Here is a 14,792-nt window from a genome sequence, read left to right on the forward strand (position 1 = left end):
GTCGAACACGTTCGCCCGAACGGCCACCTCCGTTCGCCGCTATCGTTCGGGCATGGCACCGGAACACTCCGCTGTCGACGCCACGCTCGACGTTCGCGAGATCGACGGCCCGCCGTTCGAGGACATCGTCGCCGCGCTCGAGGAACTCCCGGCCGACGACCGTCTGCGCCTGATCGTCCCGTTCGAACCGGTCCCCCTCTACGCGGAACTCGACGAGCGCGGATTCACCCACGAGTCCGAGCAGCGCGACGGGCTCTGGTACGTCCACATCGAACACGCCTAGACGGTCCGGGCCGACGGCCGGGCTCGAGCCGAACAGGTTCGGACGAATACCCTTGCGCCCTCGCGATTCAGATCCACGTGCATGACACGACTCGACGTCAGGGACATCCCGCCGGTTGATCGTCATCCGACCATCCACGACGCGTTCGACGATCTCGAGCCCGGCGAGACGCTGACCATCGTCAACGATCACGAACCGAAGCCGCTGTTCTACGAGTTCCAGGCGGAGGTCGAGACGTTCGACGCCGACAGCTACGAAGTCGAACGCGTCGCGCCCGACGAGTTCGTCGCACAGTTTCCGAAGACGGAGGCGTAGTCGCCCCGGTACCGCGCGAATCACCCACCCACCTGCTTCCACCGCGCGCTTTTTCTGCCGACGCTGCTCCCATTTGATACCACTCGCGTTCTACACCGTTCATCGACGCTCAACGGGGCGAACATGTACGGGGCGAAACCGAGGTATCGACGCCGCCTTTCCTCGCGTATGCAATCGTACGATACCGTCGTCGACCGTACCGATGCCCCGGGCGATCGACCGCGGGAGTTCGTCGACGTCCACTCGCTGGGGCCGCCCGAACCGCTCGTGACGACCCTCGAGACGCTCGCCGACCTCCCCGACAAGACGGTGCTGGTCCAGCGCAACGACCGGGTTCCGCAGTTCCTCTACCCGAAACTCGAGGATCGCGGCTACGACTACGAGACCGTCGAACGGGACGACGAGGTCGTGACCGTCATCTGGCGACCGTAACCGATCACCGGTCGCGCTCGAACGCCTCGAGGAGCAGTTCCGAGAGTCGTTCGGGCCGTTCGTGTTGCACCCAGTGACTCGTCTCCGGAAGGAGCTCGAGCCGACTGGTCTCGCAGCGCTGGTCGCTGTCGATCGCCAGCGGCGTCGTCAGCGCGGCGTCGTCCTCGCCCCAGACGATCAGCGTCGGCGCGTCGACCCGCTCGCGCGGCGGCGACGGCGGGTGGCGGCCGGCAGCCCGATACCAGTCGAGCATGCCGGTCAGCGCGCCGTCACGTCCCCAGGCCCGGCGGTATCGCTCCAGTTCGGCGTCGGTGAACGTCCCCGGCGCGGCCGTTTCTCGAAGCGTTCGCTCGAGCAACCGATAGTCGCTCGCCCGGATGGCGAACTCGGGCACCCACGGAAGTTGAAAGTACAGCGCGTACCAACTCCGTCGAAGCTGCTCGGGGTTCGCGAGGAGGTGCTGGCGGTAGACGGTCGGATGCGGAGCGTTGACGATCGCGAGCCGATCGACCGCGCTCGGGTGCCGGAGCGCGAGGTCCCAGGCCACGAGGCCGCCCCAATCGTGGCCGACGACGCGGGCGTCGCCACCACCCTCGCTCGCGACGAGGTCGGCGACGTCCCGCGAGCACTCGTGGAGTCGGTACGAGCGGACGTCGCCGGGCTTCTCGCTCAGGTTGTAGCCGCGCTGATCGGGGACGAGCACGCGGTAGCCGGCGTCGACGAGCGGTCCGATCTGGTGGCGCCAGCCGTACCAGTACTCGGGAAAGCCGTGGAGCAGGACGACCAGCGGGTCCGCCTCGTCACCGGCGACGACCGCGTGCAGTCGGATCCCGTTGACGCGTCGAACGATCGATTCGGTCTCGACCGACGAGAGGTGTCTCGGGGTCGTCTCGAGGCCGGCGGCGGATCCTGCACACATACGCGATCCGACGAGGAAGCGAGTGATACCGGTTGGGGTCATTTCGCCTGGGCGCGAGTCCCCGCGAGCGAACGGGAGACGATGACTCGAAGCCGATCGACGTTCGCGAGTATTTCACTACTCGGGATCGAATGAGATCGGCGGCGTCCTGATCGTCGCCGGGCTGGGGCAACCGTACGTCGTCGCGGCTATCTCGCGATCGGATCCCGGGTCACGTCCAGACGCGCAGGCACTCGCTCGAGCAGAAGTGCAGGTCGACCTGCGTCGACGGTTCGTCCGCGACGTGGGTCGTCAGGGTGTACGCGACCTCGTCGGACTGGCAGTTGTCGCAGTGCATGTGAGACAGATTGTTAGAGACGATATTCAGTATATAGCGATTATAATCGGTTCGTTCCGGTTAGTGTCGAAATAACTCGAACCAATCCGGTATTGACGGCGAACGCGATCACCGGTGAGTCGTGCGATCTGATCGGACACCCGCTCGATCTCGTGACGGACGGTGTGGTCGCGGGGCGTCAGTTCCGGACGCGGTCGCAGCAGAGGAGTCCCGACGAGGCGGATGCAGCGCCGGATCGTCGGTTGCGGTACATCCGTTACGGGGCGGGCGGCCGGCACCGGGCCGCTGCAACACCGGCGTTCCCGTATCGAAACCCTTACTCTCCGGAGGCCGGTGCGAACAGGTATGAGCGACGACGCCGTGAGTCCCGAGGAGGTCCGCCACGTCGCGGAGCTGGCTCGCGTCGACCTCGCGGACGACGAGGTCGACCGGTTCACCGAGCAGTTCAGGGACATCCTCGAGTACTTCGAGACGCTGGACGAGGTGCCCGAAGTCGACCGCGAGGCCGACCTGACGAACGTGATGCGGCCCGACGAGGACCGCGACTCCCTCGACCGGGAGGCCGCACTCGAGAACGCGTCGGAGACCGAGGACGGCTACTTCAAGGGGCCGAACGTTTCCTGATCATGTCGGCAAACATCTTCATCACGGAGGAACGCATCGAGGGTGCGGACGACGGCCCGCTGTCGGGGACGACCGTCGCCGTCAAGGACAACATCTCGACCGAGGGCGTCCGGACGACCTGCGGCTCGAAGATGCTCGCGGAGTACGTCCCGCCCTACGACGCGACGGTCGTCGAACGCCTGAAAGCGGCGGGCGCGACCATCGTCGGCAAGGCCAACATGGACGAGTTCGGCATGGGGACCACGACGGAAACCTCCCACTTCGGCTCGACGGACAACCCGGCGGCACCGGGCCACGTCCCCGGCGGCTCCTCCGGGGGCTCCGCCGCTGCCGTCGCCGCCGGCGAGGCCGACCTGGCGCTGGGCTCGGACACCGGCGGCTCGGTCCGCTGTCCCGCCGCCTTCTGCGGCGTCGTGGGAATCAAGCCCACCTACGGACTGGTTTCGCGGTACGGGCTCGTCGCCTACGCGAACAGCCTCGAGCAGATCGGCCCCTTCGGCGAGACCGTCGAGGACGCCGCGCAGTTGCTCGACGTCATCGCCGGCGAAGACGACAGAGACGCGACGACCCGCGAGACGCCCCTTGCGGACGATGCGAGCTACGCCGACGCCGCCACCGGCAGCGTCAACGACCTGCAGATCGGCGTCCCGACGGAACTGCTCGAGGGCGCCGACGAGGGGGTCGTCGAGACGTTCTGGGACGCCATCGGCGAACTCGAGGATCGGGGCGCCGAGTACCACGAGGTCTCCCTGCCGTCGGTCGAACACGCCGTCGAGGCCTACTACGTGATCGCGATGTCGGAGGCCTCCTCCAATCTCGCGCGGTTCGACGGGGTTCGCTACGGGCACTCGAGCGACGCCGAGGGGAACTGGAACGAGACCTTCGCCCAGACCCGCAAGGAAGGGTTCGGCGACGAGGTCAAGCGCCGGATCCTGCTGGGCACCTACGCCCTCTCGGCGGGCTACCACGACAAGTACTACAAGAAGGCCCAGGACGCTCGCGCGTGGGTCAAGCAGGACTTCGACGAGGCGCTCTCCGAGGCCGACGTGCTCGCCAGCCCGACGATGCCGGTTCCGCCGTTCGAACTCGGCGAGAGCCTCGACGACCCGCTCCAGATGTACCTCGCGGACGCGAACACCGTCCCGATCAATCTGGCCGACCTGCCGGCCATCTCGGTGCCCGCCGGCGAAACCGACGGACTCCCGGTCGGACTCCAGCTCGTCGGTCCCGCGTTCGGCGAGGAGCGACTGATCCGCGCCGCGAGCGCGCTCGCCTGACGCGCTCGGACCCGCAGGTCGCGGCTCACGACTCGATTCGGAAGATAGGTTTTTATACTGATTTTGCGAACGGTACAGACAACGAATCGTTCGTCTGGTGACTGCTCAATGAAGCTTACGCAAGATCAAGAGGTTCAATTCGACGAGTTCTCGCGGGCGTGCGACCTCGTCGAGGGGTACTTCGGGGAGACGATCGACGACGTGGCGCTGCACGCGTCGGTGTCCCGGCGACAGCTGGTGGCCGTCCTCGCCCGGGCACAGCTCTCGGGACGCCAGTTCGCGATCGAGGGATTGACCGAGGAGGGAGACGTCGTCTACCAGTCCAACGACGAGACGTTGCTCTGGCTCGACGGCGGGTTCTGGACCGACATGCGGGGCCGCCACCACCTCGAGCCCGACGAGGGCCGGGCCGCGCGGGAAGTCCACCGACGGCTGATCGAAGCCATCGACGGCGACGTGCCCTACTACAATCGCGAACGCGATCCGTTCGTCCTCATCGAGCGATTCGACCCCTACGAGTAGCGTTCCTCCGAGTGATTTTCGACGCTGTTTCCGCTCGCCACAGCTCACTGACCAGTGGTGACAGTCTCCGGCAAAAACGGACCGCGCTCGAGGCGGTCGCAGCCGCTCACTCCTCGTAGGCGAGGTTCATGATCCACTGCGAGAAGGCGTCGCTGTTGGGATCGACCTCCTCCTCGCCGATGAACGGCGAGAGCATGTCGCCGGCCATCAGGAGCCGGAACTCGAGATCGCGGGCGGTCGGCGCGATGTAGTAGGTGTTGTGTCCGTCGTAAACCGTCTCCTCCCGATCGACCAGTTCCTTCTCGACGAGCGACTCGACGATCCGACTGCCCTTGCGCGAGGAAACGCCCAGTTCCTTCCAGAAGTCGCTCTGGTGGATGCCGCCGGTCTCGCGGACGAGTTCGAGGCCCGCTCGCTCGTCCTCGGAGAGTTCCGCTTCGGCCGTCGGCACGCTCACGGTGACCACCTCTCCGTACTCGTCGCTAGGGGCAGGAGTGCGTCCATGTGCGTACAAGATGGAGCGAGGCGCTTAAACCTGCCCTTCGACGTCGAACTCGCCGTCTCCGGCGGCGTCCGAGATCGACGCCGCGTCATCCTCGAGCGCCACGCGCTCGTACGACGTCGTACAGGGCGGTCCCGGTGCGAACTCGTAACGCGCCCCGTCGGCCCCGAGCGCGATCAGCGACGACGAGCGCGTCCCGAATCCGTCCTGGTGGATACAGACGCCGTACTCGTGGTTCCCGAGGACGCTGCCGGCGCGCTCGAGCCAGACGTCGACCGATTCGCCGGCCGCGACCGACAGCGCCTCGCGGACCGCGCTGGCGTTGTCGGCCTGCTGGCGACCCGCCTCCCGTCGGAACGCGGGAACGTCGACCGTCTCGTCGACGGCGACGTTCACCACGACGTGGACTCCGGGGTCGAAGTCGACGCGCTCGAGGTCGCCGTCCCACAGGTAGCAGGACGCTTCCGACGCGTCGGCGAGCACGAGGTAGAAGCCGTCGTACTCGTCGGTGGCGACCGCGTCCGCGAGGATCGATCCGGCTTCGGCGGCGGACTCGGCCTCGAGAACGTCCGCGACGAGCAGGCCGCGCGACCGCTCCGCGGCGAGGTCGGCGTCGGTCCACTTGTTCGTGATCCCCGCGAAGACGCCGTGTTCGTTGTAGCCGATCCACGTGCCGCCGGCTTCGGCGTCCCGCGGCGCGACGATCAGCGGCTCCTCGCGGTAGACGCCCGGCGGCCGGGAGTCCCGGCCGACCGCCTCGTCGCGGTTGGCGGCGACCGCGACCGGCGCGTCGTCGAAGACCTGCCAGGCGAGGGTCAGTGTACACACGACCGCCGATAGGTGACGAAGCGACTTAACTCCGGGTTCGGCGGCAGTCTCGAGGGGACGCGTAAGCGGTCGAGAAGCGCCACAACTGGAGGGCTCGAGTCAGAACAGAGTAGGTCAGATCAGGTCAGGCCAAGTCTGATCAAGTCAGACCGATCCCGTTCTCGAGCAACCGTTGCCGAACCGCCTCCCGGTCGACGGTTCCAGATGCAGTCCGAGGCAGCGCGTCGGCGACGCCGATCGTCTTCGGCCGCTTGAAGCCGGCCAGCCGGTCGTCGCAGTGGGCGAGCAACGCCTCGAGATCGATCGACTCGGTCGCAACGTCGGCGTCGATGTCGCCCCCCTCGGGGACGACCAGCGCGGCCACGCGCTCGCCCCACTCGGGATCCTCGAGGCCGACGACCGCCGCCTCCTCGACGCCCGGGTAGTTCCGCAGGGTCTCGAGCACCTCGCCGGGGTCGACGTTCTCGCCGCCGGTGACGATCCGGTCGCTCCGGCGATTGAGGATCCACAGCCGGCCGCCGTCGTCCCGGTAGCCGATATCGCCGGTGTGCAGTCCGCGCTCGCCGAACGCGGCCTCGGTCGCCACCTCCGAGAGGTAGCCCGGCGTCACCGTCGGTCCGGAGACGACGAGTTCGCCGGCCTCGCCGGTCGGGACGGGGTCACCGGACTCGTCGACGACCGTCACGTCGGTCGATACGAGGGGGCGACCGACGGTCCCCTCGTACCGGGCCGTCTCGTCGGGCATCGCGGTCGCGATCTGCGAGGCGGTCTCGGTCATCCCGTAGGTCGGGGAGACCGGCACGCCGGCCTCGCGACAGCGCTCGAGCAGTTCGGTCGTCGCGGGCGCGCCGCCCAGCAGGACGAACCGCAGCGAGTCCGGCGGCGACCAGCCGGCGTCGAGCAGCCGCTTGCACATCGTCGGGACGAGCGAGACGCCCGTAATGTCGTACTCCTCAATCACGTGAGCGGTCGACTCCGGATCGAACGAGCGCTGAATCACGACCGTCGTTCCGTACAGCGTCGAGCGAACGACCGGCGCCAGCCCGCCCATGTGGTACATCGGGAGACAGCAGAGCCACCGGTCGTCGGGCGTCACCCCCAGTCGAAACGCCGAGGCGGTGGCGCTCGAGACGAGGTTACCGACGGTCAGGCGAACGATTTTCGGCTCGCCCGAGGTACCCGAGGTGAACATGAGCAGGTGCGTCTGGTCGCGCTCGAGGGGGACGGGATCTACGTTCGCGCCCGCAGTCCGTTCGGGATCCGGACGGAGCGAGTCCACACCCTCGCGTCCGGGCTCGTCGACCGAGACGACGGGACAGTCCGCAACGTCCACGGCGAGCCCCTCCGTCTCGGACTCGCAGACCAGCGCGTCGAGGTCGGTCCGCCGGACCTTCGACTCGAGTTCGGCGGCCGTCTCGCGGACGTTCAGCGGGACGACCGTGACGCCGCGGCGCATCGCGGCGAAGTAGATCTCGGCGAATGCGACGCGAGTGTCCAGCAGGACGCCGAGGCGGTCGTCGGGGCCGTAGACGACCTCCTCGAGGCGCTCGGTGACGGCATCGATCCGCGCGTCGAATTCGACGTACGTCCACGACTCGTCCGCGTCGGCGTCGATCACGGCCGTCGCGTCCGGCGTCGTCGACGCGCGGTGGGCGAGGAGGTCGCGCGTCGGCCACTCGACCGGCCCGCGGCTCACTCCTCCCACACCCCCTCGATGCCCAGCCCCTTCGTCTGCGGGATGACGGCCGATCCCTTCTCGAGCAGGACCGGATCCCGTCCGAGGTCTTCGGCGAGCAATCCCGCCGTGGCCAGCCCGCAGGCGGGGACGTCGGGGATCGACGCGGCGAGGTGGACCGCGCCCGTTCGGGCGACGACCCCGTCGATCGTGGTCGTCACGATCGGCACCAGTTCGAGCTCCTGGACCCACGCCGCGACCTTGCGGGCCACGTCGATTCCACCGAGCGCCATCGGCTTCAGCACGACGGCGTCGGCGGCCTCCGCTTCACAGATCGCGTCGATGCCGTGCTCGAGGAGTCCTTCGTCCAGCGCGATCGCCACGCCATCCCCGAGGTCGTCGGCCCGGAGATCGGCGTGACCCTCGAGTGCCCCCGCCGGCAGCGGTTGCTCGAGGACGGACACGTCGAGGTCGGCGAAGGCCTCGAGGGCGGTCGCCGCCTCCGCGTAGGTCCAGGCCTCGTTCGCGTCGACCCGCAGTTCGACGTCCGGGCCGACGACTTCGCGAGTCCGTCGCACGCGTTCGATATCGGCGTCGACGTCTCGACGGCCGGCTTTGAGCTTGCAGGTGTGGAAGCCGCGGCCGACGGCCTCGCTGGCCTCGCGCGCCGTCTCGGTCGGCGAGCCGTCGCCGACGGTCGCGTTGACCGGCACCCGACCCACCATCGGGCCCTGTCCGACGTAGCGGTACAGCGGCGTCGACTCGCGGGTCGCCGCCAGATCGGCGAGCGCCAGCGCGAGCCCGTGTCTGGCCGCCACCTGTTCGTCGACCGCCTCGAGGGCCGCGGCGGGACCGGACCGGATCGCGTCGCTCGCGCGCTCGAGGGCGGCCTCGCAGTCGCTGTGGGACTCCGTCCATCCCTGAAGCGGCGCGGCCTCGCCGTAGCCGACCGGCGCGTCCTCCGCCGACGCCGTCGCGATCCGGACGAGAAAGCCGTCCCGCGAGTCGATCGTCCCGTCGGCAGTCTCGAACGGATCGGCGAGATCAAGCGAGAACGGCCGATACTCGAGGGTCAGCTCCGAATCGTCCTCACCGTCGCGCATACTAGACGGCCACCCCCGCGGCGAACAGGATCGCGAAGATCACGTGGAGCTTCCCGGTCCCCTCGAGGGCCGGGTTGAGCGCCTCGCCGTCGGTCCGGGTGCAGACGGTTCGGGCGACGACGGCCGCGTAGGGCAGCGAGACGAGCGGGAGCAACACGCCGGGTTCGAACCCCTCGACGAGCCAGAACCAGACGGGGGTCGCGTAGGCCAGCGCGAGCATGGCCACGTACTGGACGCGGCTCCACCGGTAGCCCAGCCGAACTGCGAGGGTTCGCTTGCCGGCCGCGGCGTCGGTCTCCTTGTCGCGGACGTTGTTCACGACGAGGATGGCCGTCGCGATGCCCGCGACGGGGAGGCTCGCGAGGAACGCCTCGCGGGTAACCGTCCCCTCCGGGATCGTCGTCGCCAGCGGCTCCACCGCCGTCGCGGCTTGCACGTAGAACGTCCCCATTACGGCGACCACGCCGAAGAAGACGAAGACGAACAGGTCCCCGAGCCCGTGATAGCCCAGCGGGTAGGGGCCGCCGGTGTAGGCCCACCCGCAGACGACGCTCACGAGGCCGACGACGAGGATCGGCAGTCCGCCGACGTAGACGAGGTAGGTTCCCGAGAGGATCGCCAGCCCGAACGTCGCGATCGTCGCCTGCTTGACCCGATCGGGCGAGATGATGCCCGACTGGGTCACGCGGGTGAACCCCTCGCGGTCGTCGGTGTCGGCCCCTTTCACCGCGTCGTAGTAGTCGTTCGCGAAGTTCGTTCCGATCTGGATCAGCGCCGCACCGAGAAAGGCCACCAGCGCCGACAGCGGGGCGATCACCCCCTCGTGGATCGCCAGTCCCGTCCCGACGATCACGGGCGCCGCCGCCGCGGGCAGCGTCTGGGGGCGTGCGGCCATCAGCCACGCTTTCGTCCGTGAGATATCGACCTCCGCCGTACTCATTGCTCGAGTGTGCCACTCGCGGGAGTGTCAACGTTGGCATTGCGACCGGCGACCAAGCCGGTGATGATTGAGGTGGCGATACCGACCGCGAGCGGCGGTCAGCGGTCGCTACCGGCGAACGCGAATCCGCTACCGAAGGCTTCGGAACCAGAGCAACGCGCCGATCCCGACCAGCACCGACGGGACGGTGAACCCGGGGACGGAATCGTCGCTCGAGTCCTCACCCGACGCGTCGTCGGTCGCCTCGTTGGATTCGGTCTCGTCGCCGGATTCGGCTCCGTCGTCCGATTCGCCCTCGTTCGCGAGCGTGACGCCGTCGGGGCCGTCGTCACCGTCACCGCCGGATTCGCCGCCGCCGTCGACGTGGACGGTTCCGTCGTGTTCGATCGTCGACTGCTGTGCGTCGCTGACGAGTCTCATCTCGGCGTCCCTGACCTCGAGCGTCTCCGTCGTCGGTTCGGCGTCGGCGGCGACCTCGAGGGTGATCGTTGCCGCGGTCTCGGTCGCCGTCGCGCCGTCGCCGGCGGGCGTCCGCTTCTGCTCGATCGTCACCGTCCCCGCGTCGTCGTCGATCTCGACCGCGCCGTCGACCGCGGCGTCGCCGTCGTCCGCGGCCAGCATCGGACCGTGTTCGACGTCGGTCACGGTGAACACGTCGGGATCGTACGCGATCGTCGCGGAGAGTTCGCCGACCCCGTCGCCGTAGGCGCCGTGACTGCTCGCGACGAGGTCGATCGTCACCGTCTCGCCGCTCTCGACGTCGACCTCCTTCGGTTCGAAGTAGAACATCGCCGCGTTGTCGCCGGCCGCGACCGGCGCCGGGACGAGGAGCCCGACGAGGAGACAGCCCGCGAGCGCGGCTGCGAGGACGCTCGCGAGTCGGGATCCGGGACGACGGGATCTGGCGTGATCGCTCGTCACTGCTCCCCACCACCCGGTACCGTCAGTTCGACCGACGGTATCTCGAGGAACGCCGTCTCGTACCCCTGATGACGCGCGACCTGCGGAGGCGACTCGACCGTGATCGTCACCGAATCGCCCGGCCGGACGTCCGCGAGCGAGGCCCCGTAGTGGAGCGCGAACTCGCCGTCGACCGTCTGCTCGAGGGGGGCGTCGGCGACTCTCTCTCCACTCCGTGCGACCGTCGCGTTCAGGGCCATGTCCGCCAGCGGCACGCGGTTGTACGGCGTCCGCGGCGAGACGAGCAGGTAGCGCTCGTCCCCGTCGACCAGCCGGGACCCGGACTCGAGCAGCGTCGCGACGAATACCGCGTCGTCGCTGCGGGGCCTGCCGTCCTCGTCGGTGGCGGACTCGTCGACCGGCTCGAGCGCCGTGCCCGGATACGCGTCGGCGGGCGGGAGCGTGGAGTACGGAATTTCGGCGTTGCCATCGTCTGCGGCGTCGTCACCACCGCCGTGACCCATCGGTTCGATAGCCCCGCGTTGCCCCCAGTACTCCTCGTCGAAGTACTCGATGCCGTCGACGACCGCGTTCCGGAGGTCGTCGTCGTACTCGAACTCGAACGTCGCAGTCGCGCCCTCGGTGAATCGACCCGTGAGGTCGCCCGTCGTCCGCACCGAAAGCGGCGGCAGGTCGACCTCGACGGTGTAGGTACCGTCCGCCTCGAGGGGCACGTTGTCCCCGAAGTGAAAGCCCATCCCCTGGGAGAGCATCGGCCACGGTGAGGTCGGCTGGCCCACTCGCTGGCCGTCCCTCGAGACGGTGATCGTCGCGCCCTCGTTGACCGGCAGGACGACGCCGGTCTCGGCGTCCCAGAGCGTGAACATCATGTGGACGCTCCGGCTCTCGGTCGGATCGACGCGCTGGATTTCGTCCGCGCCGCCGGCGCCGCCGGTCAGGATCCAGAACGAGTGGGGCATCGACAGCATCGGCGCGATGGTGTAGTCGCCGGCCGTGATCGGATCGATCGTCCACATCGACTCCCGGTGGGTCGGGACGTACACCGCGTTCGGCGGGTCCTCGACCCGGGGGAGCCTCGGCAGGTCGGGATCGTTCGGCCCTTCGGCCCCGTTGTCCTCGCCCCCGGTGTCTTCGTCGTCGCCGCCGGTTTCCATACACCCTGCGAGGGCGATCGCGCCGGTGACCGCGCCCGTCCAGCCGACGAACGTCCGTCGATCGATGTCGTTGTCCATGTGTCTCGTCTCTATCCTCGTCCCTGGGTCCTGGTCGTGGCTCGAGTGTTCAGATCCTGCGCCGTCAGTTTGTCGTCGGCTCCGCCGGCGGCAACGCCCGCAGCGAGCGCGGCGGCACGAGGTAGTTACCCCGGCGGTTAACGAAGATGTAGCTTCGGATGCCGTTGTTCGCGTGCGCGACGCTGAGTTCGTCGCCGTTCATCGCCTCGCGGACGCGGACGAAGTTCTCGATCCCCTGCTGGAGGGCGACGAAGTGGACGCCCGGACTGTCCCCGTCGACGGTGTTGAAGTCCCGGCGCAACAGCAGCGGGTCGCCGTCCTCGCGGGCTCGAGCGGCCTTCTGGGCGTGGCCGACGACGCCTCTAGTGCGGGCGTCCTCGGCGGTCGACTCGATCCGCTCGTCGCTCAGCGCGTTCGACGTCGATAGTTTCTCGCCGATATCGCCGATCATCTCCTCCTCGGCGTGTTTCGGGCTGAACATCTTCGAGACGCGCTGGTAGTGGCTGTCCTGCTCGAGCCAGGTGCGCAACTGGACGTCCATCGACTCGATGTGCTGGGTCGTCGCGCCCGCGAAGGGGCCGTCCGCGATCGTCACGCGGTCCTCGGTGGCCTGGCTCTCCGCGAACCCGGAGCGAAAGCCCATGAAGAAAGGGGCCTCCTCGGGCACCGACTCGGGGACGTTCGCGAGATCGGTGTGGTTGGCGGGTAGCCCCGCGCCGACGAACCCGGTCCGTCGGCGGTCGTCGACGCGTTCGAAGACGCCCGTCAGATCGGTCTCGACGTCGACGCCGTTGAGCGCGTCGACCTCGTCGAACAGCCCCTCCTCGGCCTCGAGGACGACCTGCGAGTGGTCGCTCGCGAGGTGGAGGACGGCGTCGTACTCGTCGAACGACGGATCCTCCTGTGCGGACAGCGCCTCGGGAGCCGGCAGGTCGACTGCCTCGGGCAGCGAGCCGTCGAAGCGGTCGAAGTACGCCGGCGTGTAGCCGAGCGTGAAGACCAGCCCCTCGTTGCTCCACTCGTAGGCCCGCTCGAGGGTCCGCAGCGCCGATTCGACCGTCTCGCGCGCGTCGTCGGTCGGCTCCGCGGCCAGCGACAGCGCCACCAGCACGTGGTGTTCCGGCGCCAGCACGTTCCCGTCGTCGTCTCGCGACAGGAACTCGTTCCAGGCGTGCTGTCGCTCGGGGAGGGAGTCGGGATCGTCGGTACCCGAGGGGACGTCGATCTCCTCGCTCTCGGAGAGGCACGCGCTGAGCGCCGAGGCGCCACCGACGGCCACCAGCGCGCGGAGGTAGTCCCGGCGGGACAGGGCGGACCGGTCGGGAAGTGTCACTACTCGAGAGTCGGGTGGCGACGCTCAAATGGTTTTCTCTCAGGAGTCACAGTCGGGGCCGGAGCTGCCTCGAGCGAGGGTACGGGGTGCGATATCGCGCTCCGGACAGACGAACCACCGCTGCGGTGGCGCGCGCTGAGACGTGGCGAACGAAGAGTGAGCCACGGCTCGACAGTGTGCGAGGGATGAGCGAACGAGTGTAACGAGAGAGCGAATCGGCTGGGGAGGGTGTGGCCAATCCCCGTTGCCAGCACGAGCAGGGCGCTCGAGCGAATCATCGCCTCCAGAAAAGTAGAACGCTCGAGCGAATCACCACCGCTGAAACCGAAATAAGTCCGGACGCTCGAGCAGCCGTCTCAGACCGGTCAAACGCTCAGTAGTGCCACGGGAAGTCGTCGAAGTCGGGATCCCGGCCCTCGACGAAGGCGTCCCGACCCTCCGCGGCCTCGTCGGTCATGTAGCCCAGCCGCGTCGCCTCGCCGGCGAAGACCTGCTGGCCCACCATCCCGTCGTCGGTCATGTTGAAGGCGTACTTGAGCATCCGCATTGCCGTCGGGCTCTTGGCGTTGATACGCTCGCCCCACTCGAGGGCGGTCTCTTCTAACTCCTCGTGGGGAACCGCCTCGTTGACCATGCCCATCTCCGCGGCCTCCGCGGCGTCGTAGGTCTTCCCGAGGAAGAACACCTCGCGGGCCTTCTTCTGGCCGATCTGCTTGGCCAGATACGCAGAGCCGAAGCCGGCGTCGTAGCTGGCCACGTCGGGGTCGGTCTGGAGGAACTTGGCGTGCTCCTCGCTCGCGAGCGTGAGGTCGCAGACGACGTGCAGCGAGTGGCCGCCGCCGACGGCCCAGCCCGGCACCACGGCGACCACGACCTTCGGAATGTGGCGTATCAGGCGCTGGACCTCGAGGATGTGCAGCCGGCCCTGTTCGGACGCTCTCTCCTCATCACCTTCGTACTGATAGCCGTCCTCGCCGCGGATCGTCTGGTCGCCGCCGGAACAGAACGCCCAGCCGCCGTCCTTCGACGACGGCCCGTTCCCGGTCAGCAGGATACAGCCGACGTCGGTCTGGCGCTTGGCGTGGTCCAGGGCATCGTACAGTTCGTCGACCGTGCCGGGCCGGAAGGCGTTGCGGACGTCGGGTCGGTCGAAGGCGATTCGGACCGTCCCGGCGTCGACCGCCCGGTGGTAGGTGATGTCGTCGAACTCCTCGTTCAGCTCCGCGACCGGCTCCCAGCGCTCGGGGTCGAACAGTTCCGAAACCATTGCCTCGAGTGTGGTCGACGGCGCGTGAAATAGATTCGCGTCGCGGTCGACGCGGACTCGAGCGCCGGCGCTGGCTCCCCAGACGCCCTGCGCCGCCGTTCAGCCGGTTCGGAGGCGAATCGAACCAACACGATCACGGACCCAATTTGATATAGCATTATGTAGTTCATCAATCGATCCTGAGACGATATCGATGCCCGTTTTGCCGACCGGTTTGCCGGTCGTTCGGTCGATCAGCGAGTTTCAGCGTCGATATATAGGCCGAGTGATTTTTCACCCGAC

17 protein-coding genes are annotated in these 14,792 nt (G+C 68.2%); 6 read left to right on the forward strand and 11 right to left on the reverse strand.

Features of this window, described 5'->3' with window-relative positions; genetic code table 11:
• Positions 1 to 52 precede the first annotated feature (52 nt).
• The 3 genes from J0X25_RS34460 (at position 53) to J0X25_RS34470 (ending at position 1,030) form a co-directional block, all read left to right on the forward strand.
• Positions 53 to 283, forward strand: coding sequence for a DUF2249 domain-containing protein (locus J0X25_RS34460; RefSeq protein ID WP_207288400.1), 231 nt, complete (start codon positions 53 to 55; stop codon positions 281 to 283).
• Between the two features lie 81 nt (positions 284 to 364).
• Positions 365 to 598, forward strand: a complete 234-nt coding sequence (locus J0X25_RS34465; protein WP_207288401.1) for a DUF2249 domain-containing protein — start codon at positions 365 to 367, stop codon at positions 596 to 598.
• 168 nt (positions 599 to 766) lie between these two features.
• Complete coding sequence (locus tag J0X25_RS34470; protein ID WP_207288402.1) at positions 767 to 1,030, forward strand: DUF2249 domain-containing protein; 264 nt, start codon at positions 767 to 769, stop codon at positions 1,028 to 1,030.
• Positions 1,031 to 1,034: 4 nt separating this feature from the next.
• On the opposite strand, the gene J0X25_RS34475 is transcribed toward J0X25_RS34470, so the two are convergent.
• Both J0X25_RS34475 and J0X25_RS39850 read right to left on the reverse strand, forming a co-directional pair.
• Positions 1,035 to 1,949: an alpha/beta fold hydrolase gene (locus J0X25_RS34475; protein WP_207288403.1), complete on the reverse strand. Its 915-nt coding sequence runs from the start codon at positions 1,947 to 1,949 to the stop codon at positions 1,035 to 1,037.
• A gap of 211 nt (positions 1,950 to 2,160) precedes the next feature.
• Complete coding sequence (locus tag J0X25_RS39850) at positions 2,161 to 2,286, reverse strand: hypothetical protein (RefSeq protein WP_284145159.1); 126 nt, start codon at positions 2,284 to 2,286, stop codon at positions 2,161 to 2,163.
• 345 nt (positions 2,287 to 2,631) lie between these two features.
• Here J0X25_RS39850 and gatC point away from each other — a divergent pair, with 345 nt between their 5' ends.
• The 3 genes from gatC to J0X25_RS34490 all read left to right on the forward strand — a co-directional run bounded on the left by gatC (position 2,632) and on the right by J0X25_RS34490 (position 4,709).
• A complete protein-coding gene (gatC, locus tag J0X25_RS34480) occupies positions 2,632 to 2,910 on the forward strand; it encodes an Asp-tRNA(Asn)/Glu-tRNA(Gln) amidotransferase subunit GatC (RefSeq protein ID WP_207288404.1) in 279 nt (92 codons plus the stop codon).
• A 2-nt stretch (positions 2,911 to 2,912) separates the two neighbouring features.
• Positions 2,913 to 4,187, forward strand: a complete 1,275-nt coding sequence (gene gatA / locus J0X25_RS34485) for an Asp-tRNA(Asn)/Glu-tRNA(Gln) amidotransferase subunit GatA (protein WP_207288405.1) — start codon at positions 2,913 to 2,915, stop codon at positions 4,185 to 4,187.
• A gap of 108 nt (positions 4,188 to 4,295) precedes the next feature.
• Positions 4,296 to 4,709 carry a DUF8048 family protein gene (locus J0X25_RS34490; protein ID WP_207288406.1) on the forward strand — a complete coding sequence of 138 codons (414 nt, stop codon included), beginning with the start codon at positions 4,296 to 4,298 and terminating at the stop codon, positions 4,707 to 4,709.
• 106 nt (positions 4,710 to 4,815) lie between these two features.
• Here J0X25_RS34490 and J0X25_RS34495 read toward each other — a convergent pair whose 3' ends face one another.
• The 9 genes from J0X25_RS34495 to J0X25_RS34535 all read right to left on the reverse strand — a co-directional run bounded on the left by J0X25_RS34495 (position 4,816) and on the right by J0X25_RS34535 (position 14,510).
• Positions 4,816 to 5,166, reverse strand: a complete 351-nt coding sequence (locus J0X25_RS34495) for a helix-turn-helix transcriptional regulator (RefSeq protein WP_207288407.1) — start codon at positions 5,164 to 5,166, stop codon at positions 4,816 to 4,818.
• A 72-nt stretch (positions 5,167 to 5,238) separates the two neighbouring features.
• A complete protein-coding gene (locus tag J0X25_RS34500) occupies positions 5,239 to 6,039 on the reverse strand; it encodes an NRDE family protein (protein WP_207288408.1) in 801 nt (266 codons plus the stop codon).
• 139 nt (positions 6,040 to 6,178) lie between these two features.
• Complete coding sequence (locus tag J0X25_RS34505) at positions 6,179 to 7,735, reverse strand: class I adenylate-forming enzyme family protein (RefSeq protein WP_207290928.1); 1,557 nt, start codon at positions 7,733 to 7,735, stop codon at positions 6,179 to 6,181.
• Entirely contained in the window at positions 7,732 to 8,817 is a 1,086-nt protein-coding gene (locus J0X25_RS34510; RefSeq protein ID WP_207288409.1) for a mandelate racemase/muconate lactonizing enzyme family protein, read from the reverse strand. Before J0X25_RS34510 ends, J0X25_RS34505 begins: the two co-directional genes overlap by 4 nt.
• Before the next feature lies 1 nt (position 8,818).
• Positions 8,819 to 9,757: a 1,4-dihydroxy-2-naphthoate polyprenyltransferase gene (locus J0X25_RS34515; protein WP_207288410.1), complete on the reverse strand. Its 939-nt coding sequence runs from the start codon at positions 9,755 to 9,757 to the stop codon at positions 8,819 to 8,821.
• Between the two features lie 129 nt (positions 9,758 to 9,886).
• The gene (locus J0X25_RS34520) at positions 9,887 to 10,678 is read right to left on the reverse strand and encodes a cohesin domain-containing protein (protein WP_225896679.1); all 792 of its coding nucleotides are present in this window, start codon (positions 10,676 to 10,678) and stop codon (positions 9,887 to 9,889) included.
• Positions 10,675 to 11,910, reverse strand: coding sequence for a DUF7350 domain-containing protein (locus tag J0X25_RS34525; protein WP_207288411.1), 1,236 nt, complete (start codon positions 11,908 to 11,910; stop codon positions 10,675 to 10,677). Before J0X25_RS34525 ends, J0X25_RS34520 begins: the two co-directional genes overlap by 4 nt.
• A gap of 64 nt (positions 11,911 to 11,974) precedes the next feature.
• Positions 11,975 to 13,243, reverse strand: coding sequence for a DUF7405 family protein (locus J0X25_RS34530; protein ID WP_207288412.1), 1,269 nt, complete (start codon positions 13,241 to 13,243; stop codon positions 11,975 to 11,977).
• 373 nt (positions 13,244 to 13,616) lie between these two features.
• A complete protein-coding gene (locus tag J0X25_RS34535) occupies positions 13,617 to 14,510 on the reverse strand; it encodes a 1,4-dihydroxy-2-naphthoyl-CoA synthase (protein WP_207288413.1) in 894 nt (297 codons plus the stop codon).
• Positions 14,511 to 14,792: the final 282 nt, after the last annotated feature.

It is taken from the genome of Haloterrigena alkaliphila (assembly GCF_017352155.2).
Lineage (GTDB): Archaea > Halobacteriota > Halobacteria > Halobacteriales > Natrialbaceae > Haloterrigena > Haloterrigena alkaliphila.

What these genes read in the sequence shown, in the direction of transcription:
- J0X25_RS34475 (WP_207288403.1), bottom strand. Translation starts at nt 1,949, where the DNA reads ATGTGTGCAGGATCCGCCGCCGGCCTCGAGACGACCCCGAGACACCTC.
- gatC (WP_207288404.1), top strand. Translation starts at nt 2,632, where the DNA reads ATGAGCGACGACGCCGTGAGTCCCGAGGAGGTCCGCCACGTCGCGGAG.
- J0X25_RS34525 (WP_207288411.1), bottom strand. Translation starts at nt 11,910, where the DNA reads ATGGACAACGACATCGATCGACGGACGTTCGTCGGCTGGACGGGCGCG.
- J0X25_RS34460 (WP_207288400.1), top strand. Translation starts at nt 53, where the DNA reads ATGGCACCGGAACACTCCGCTGTCGACGCCACGCTCGACGTTCGCGAG.
- gatA (WP_207288405.1), top strand. Translation starts at nt 2,913, where the DNA reads ATGTCGGCAAACATCTTCATCACGGAGGAACGCATCGAGGGTGCGGAC.
- J0X25_RS34490 (WP_207288406.1), top strand. Translation starts at nt 4,296, where the DNA reads ATGAAGCTTACGCAAGATCAAGAGGTTCAATTCGACGAGTTCTCGCGG.
- J0X25_RS39850 (WP_284145159.1), bottom strand. Translation starts at nt 2,286, where the DNA reads ATGCACTGCGACAACTGCCAGTCCGACGAGGTCGCGTACACCCTGACG.
- J0X25_RS34470 (WP_207288402.1), top strand. Translation starts at nt 767, where the DNA reads ATGCAATCGTACGATACCGTCGTCGACCGTACCGATGCCCCGGGCGAT.
- J0X25_RS34465 (WP_207288401.1), top strand. Translation starts at nt 365, where the DNA reads ATGACACGACTCGACGTCAGGGACATCCCGCCGGTTGATCGTCATCCG.
- J0X25_RS34535 (WP_207288413.1), bottom strand. Translation starts at nt 14,510, where the DNA reads ATGGTTTCGGAACTGTTCGACCCCGAGCGCTGGGAGCCGGTCGCGGAG.
- J0X25_RS34510 (WP_207288409.1), bottom strand. Translation starts at nt 8,817, where the DNA reads ATGCGCGACGGTGAGGACGATTCGGAGCTGACCCTCGAGTATCGGCCG.
- J0X25_RS34515 (WP_207288410.1), bottom strand. Translation starts at nt 9,757, where the DNA reads ATGAGTACGGCGGAGGTCGATATCTCACGGACGAAAGCGTGGCTGATG.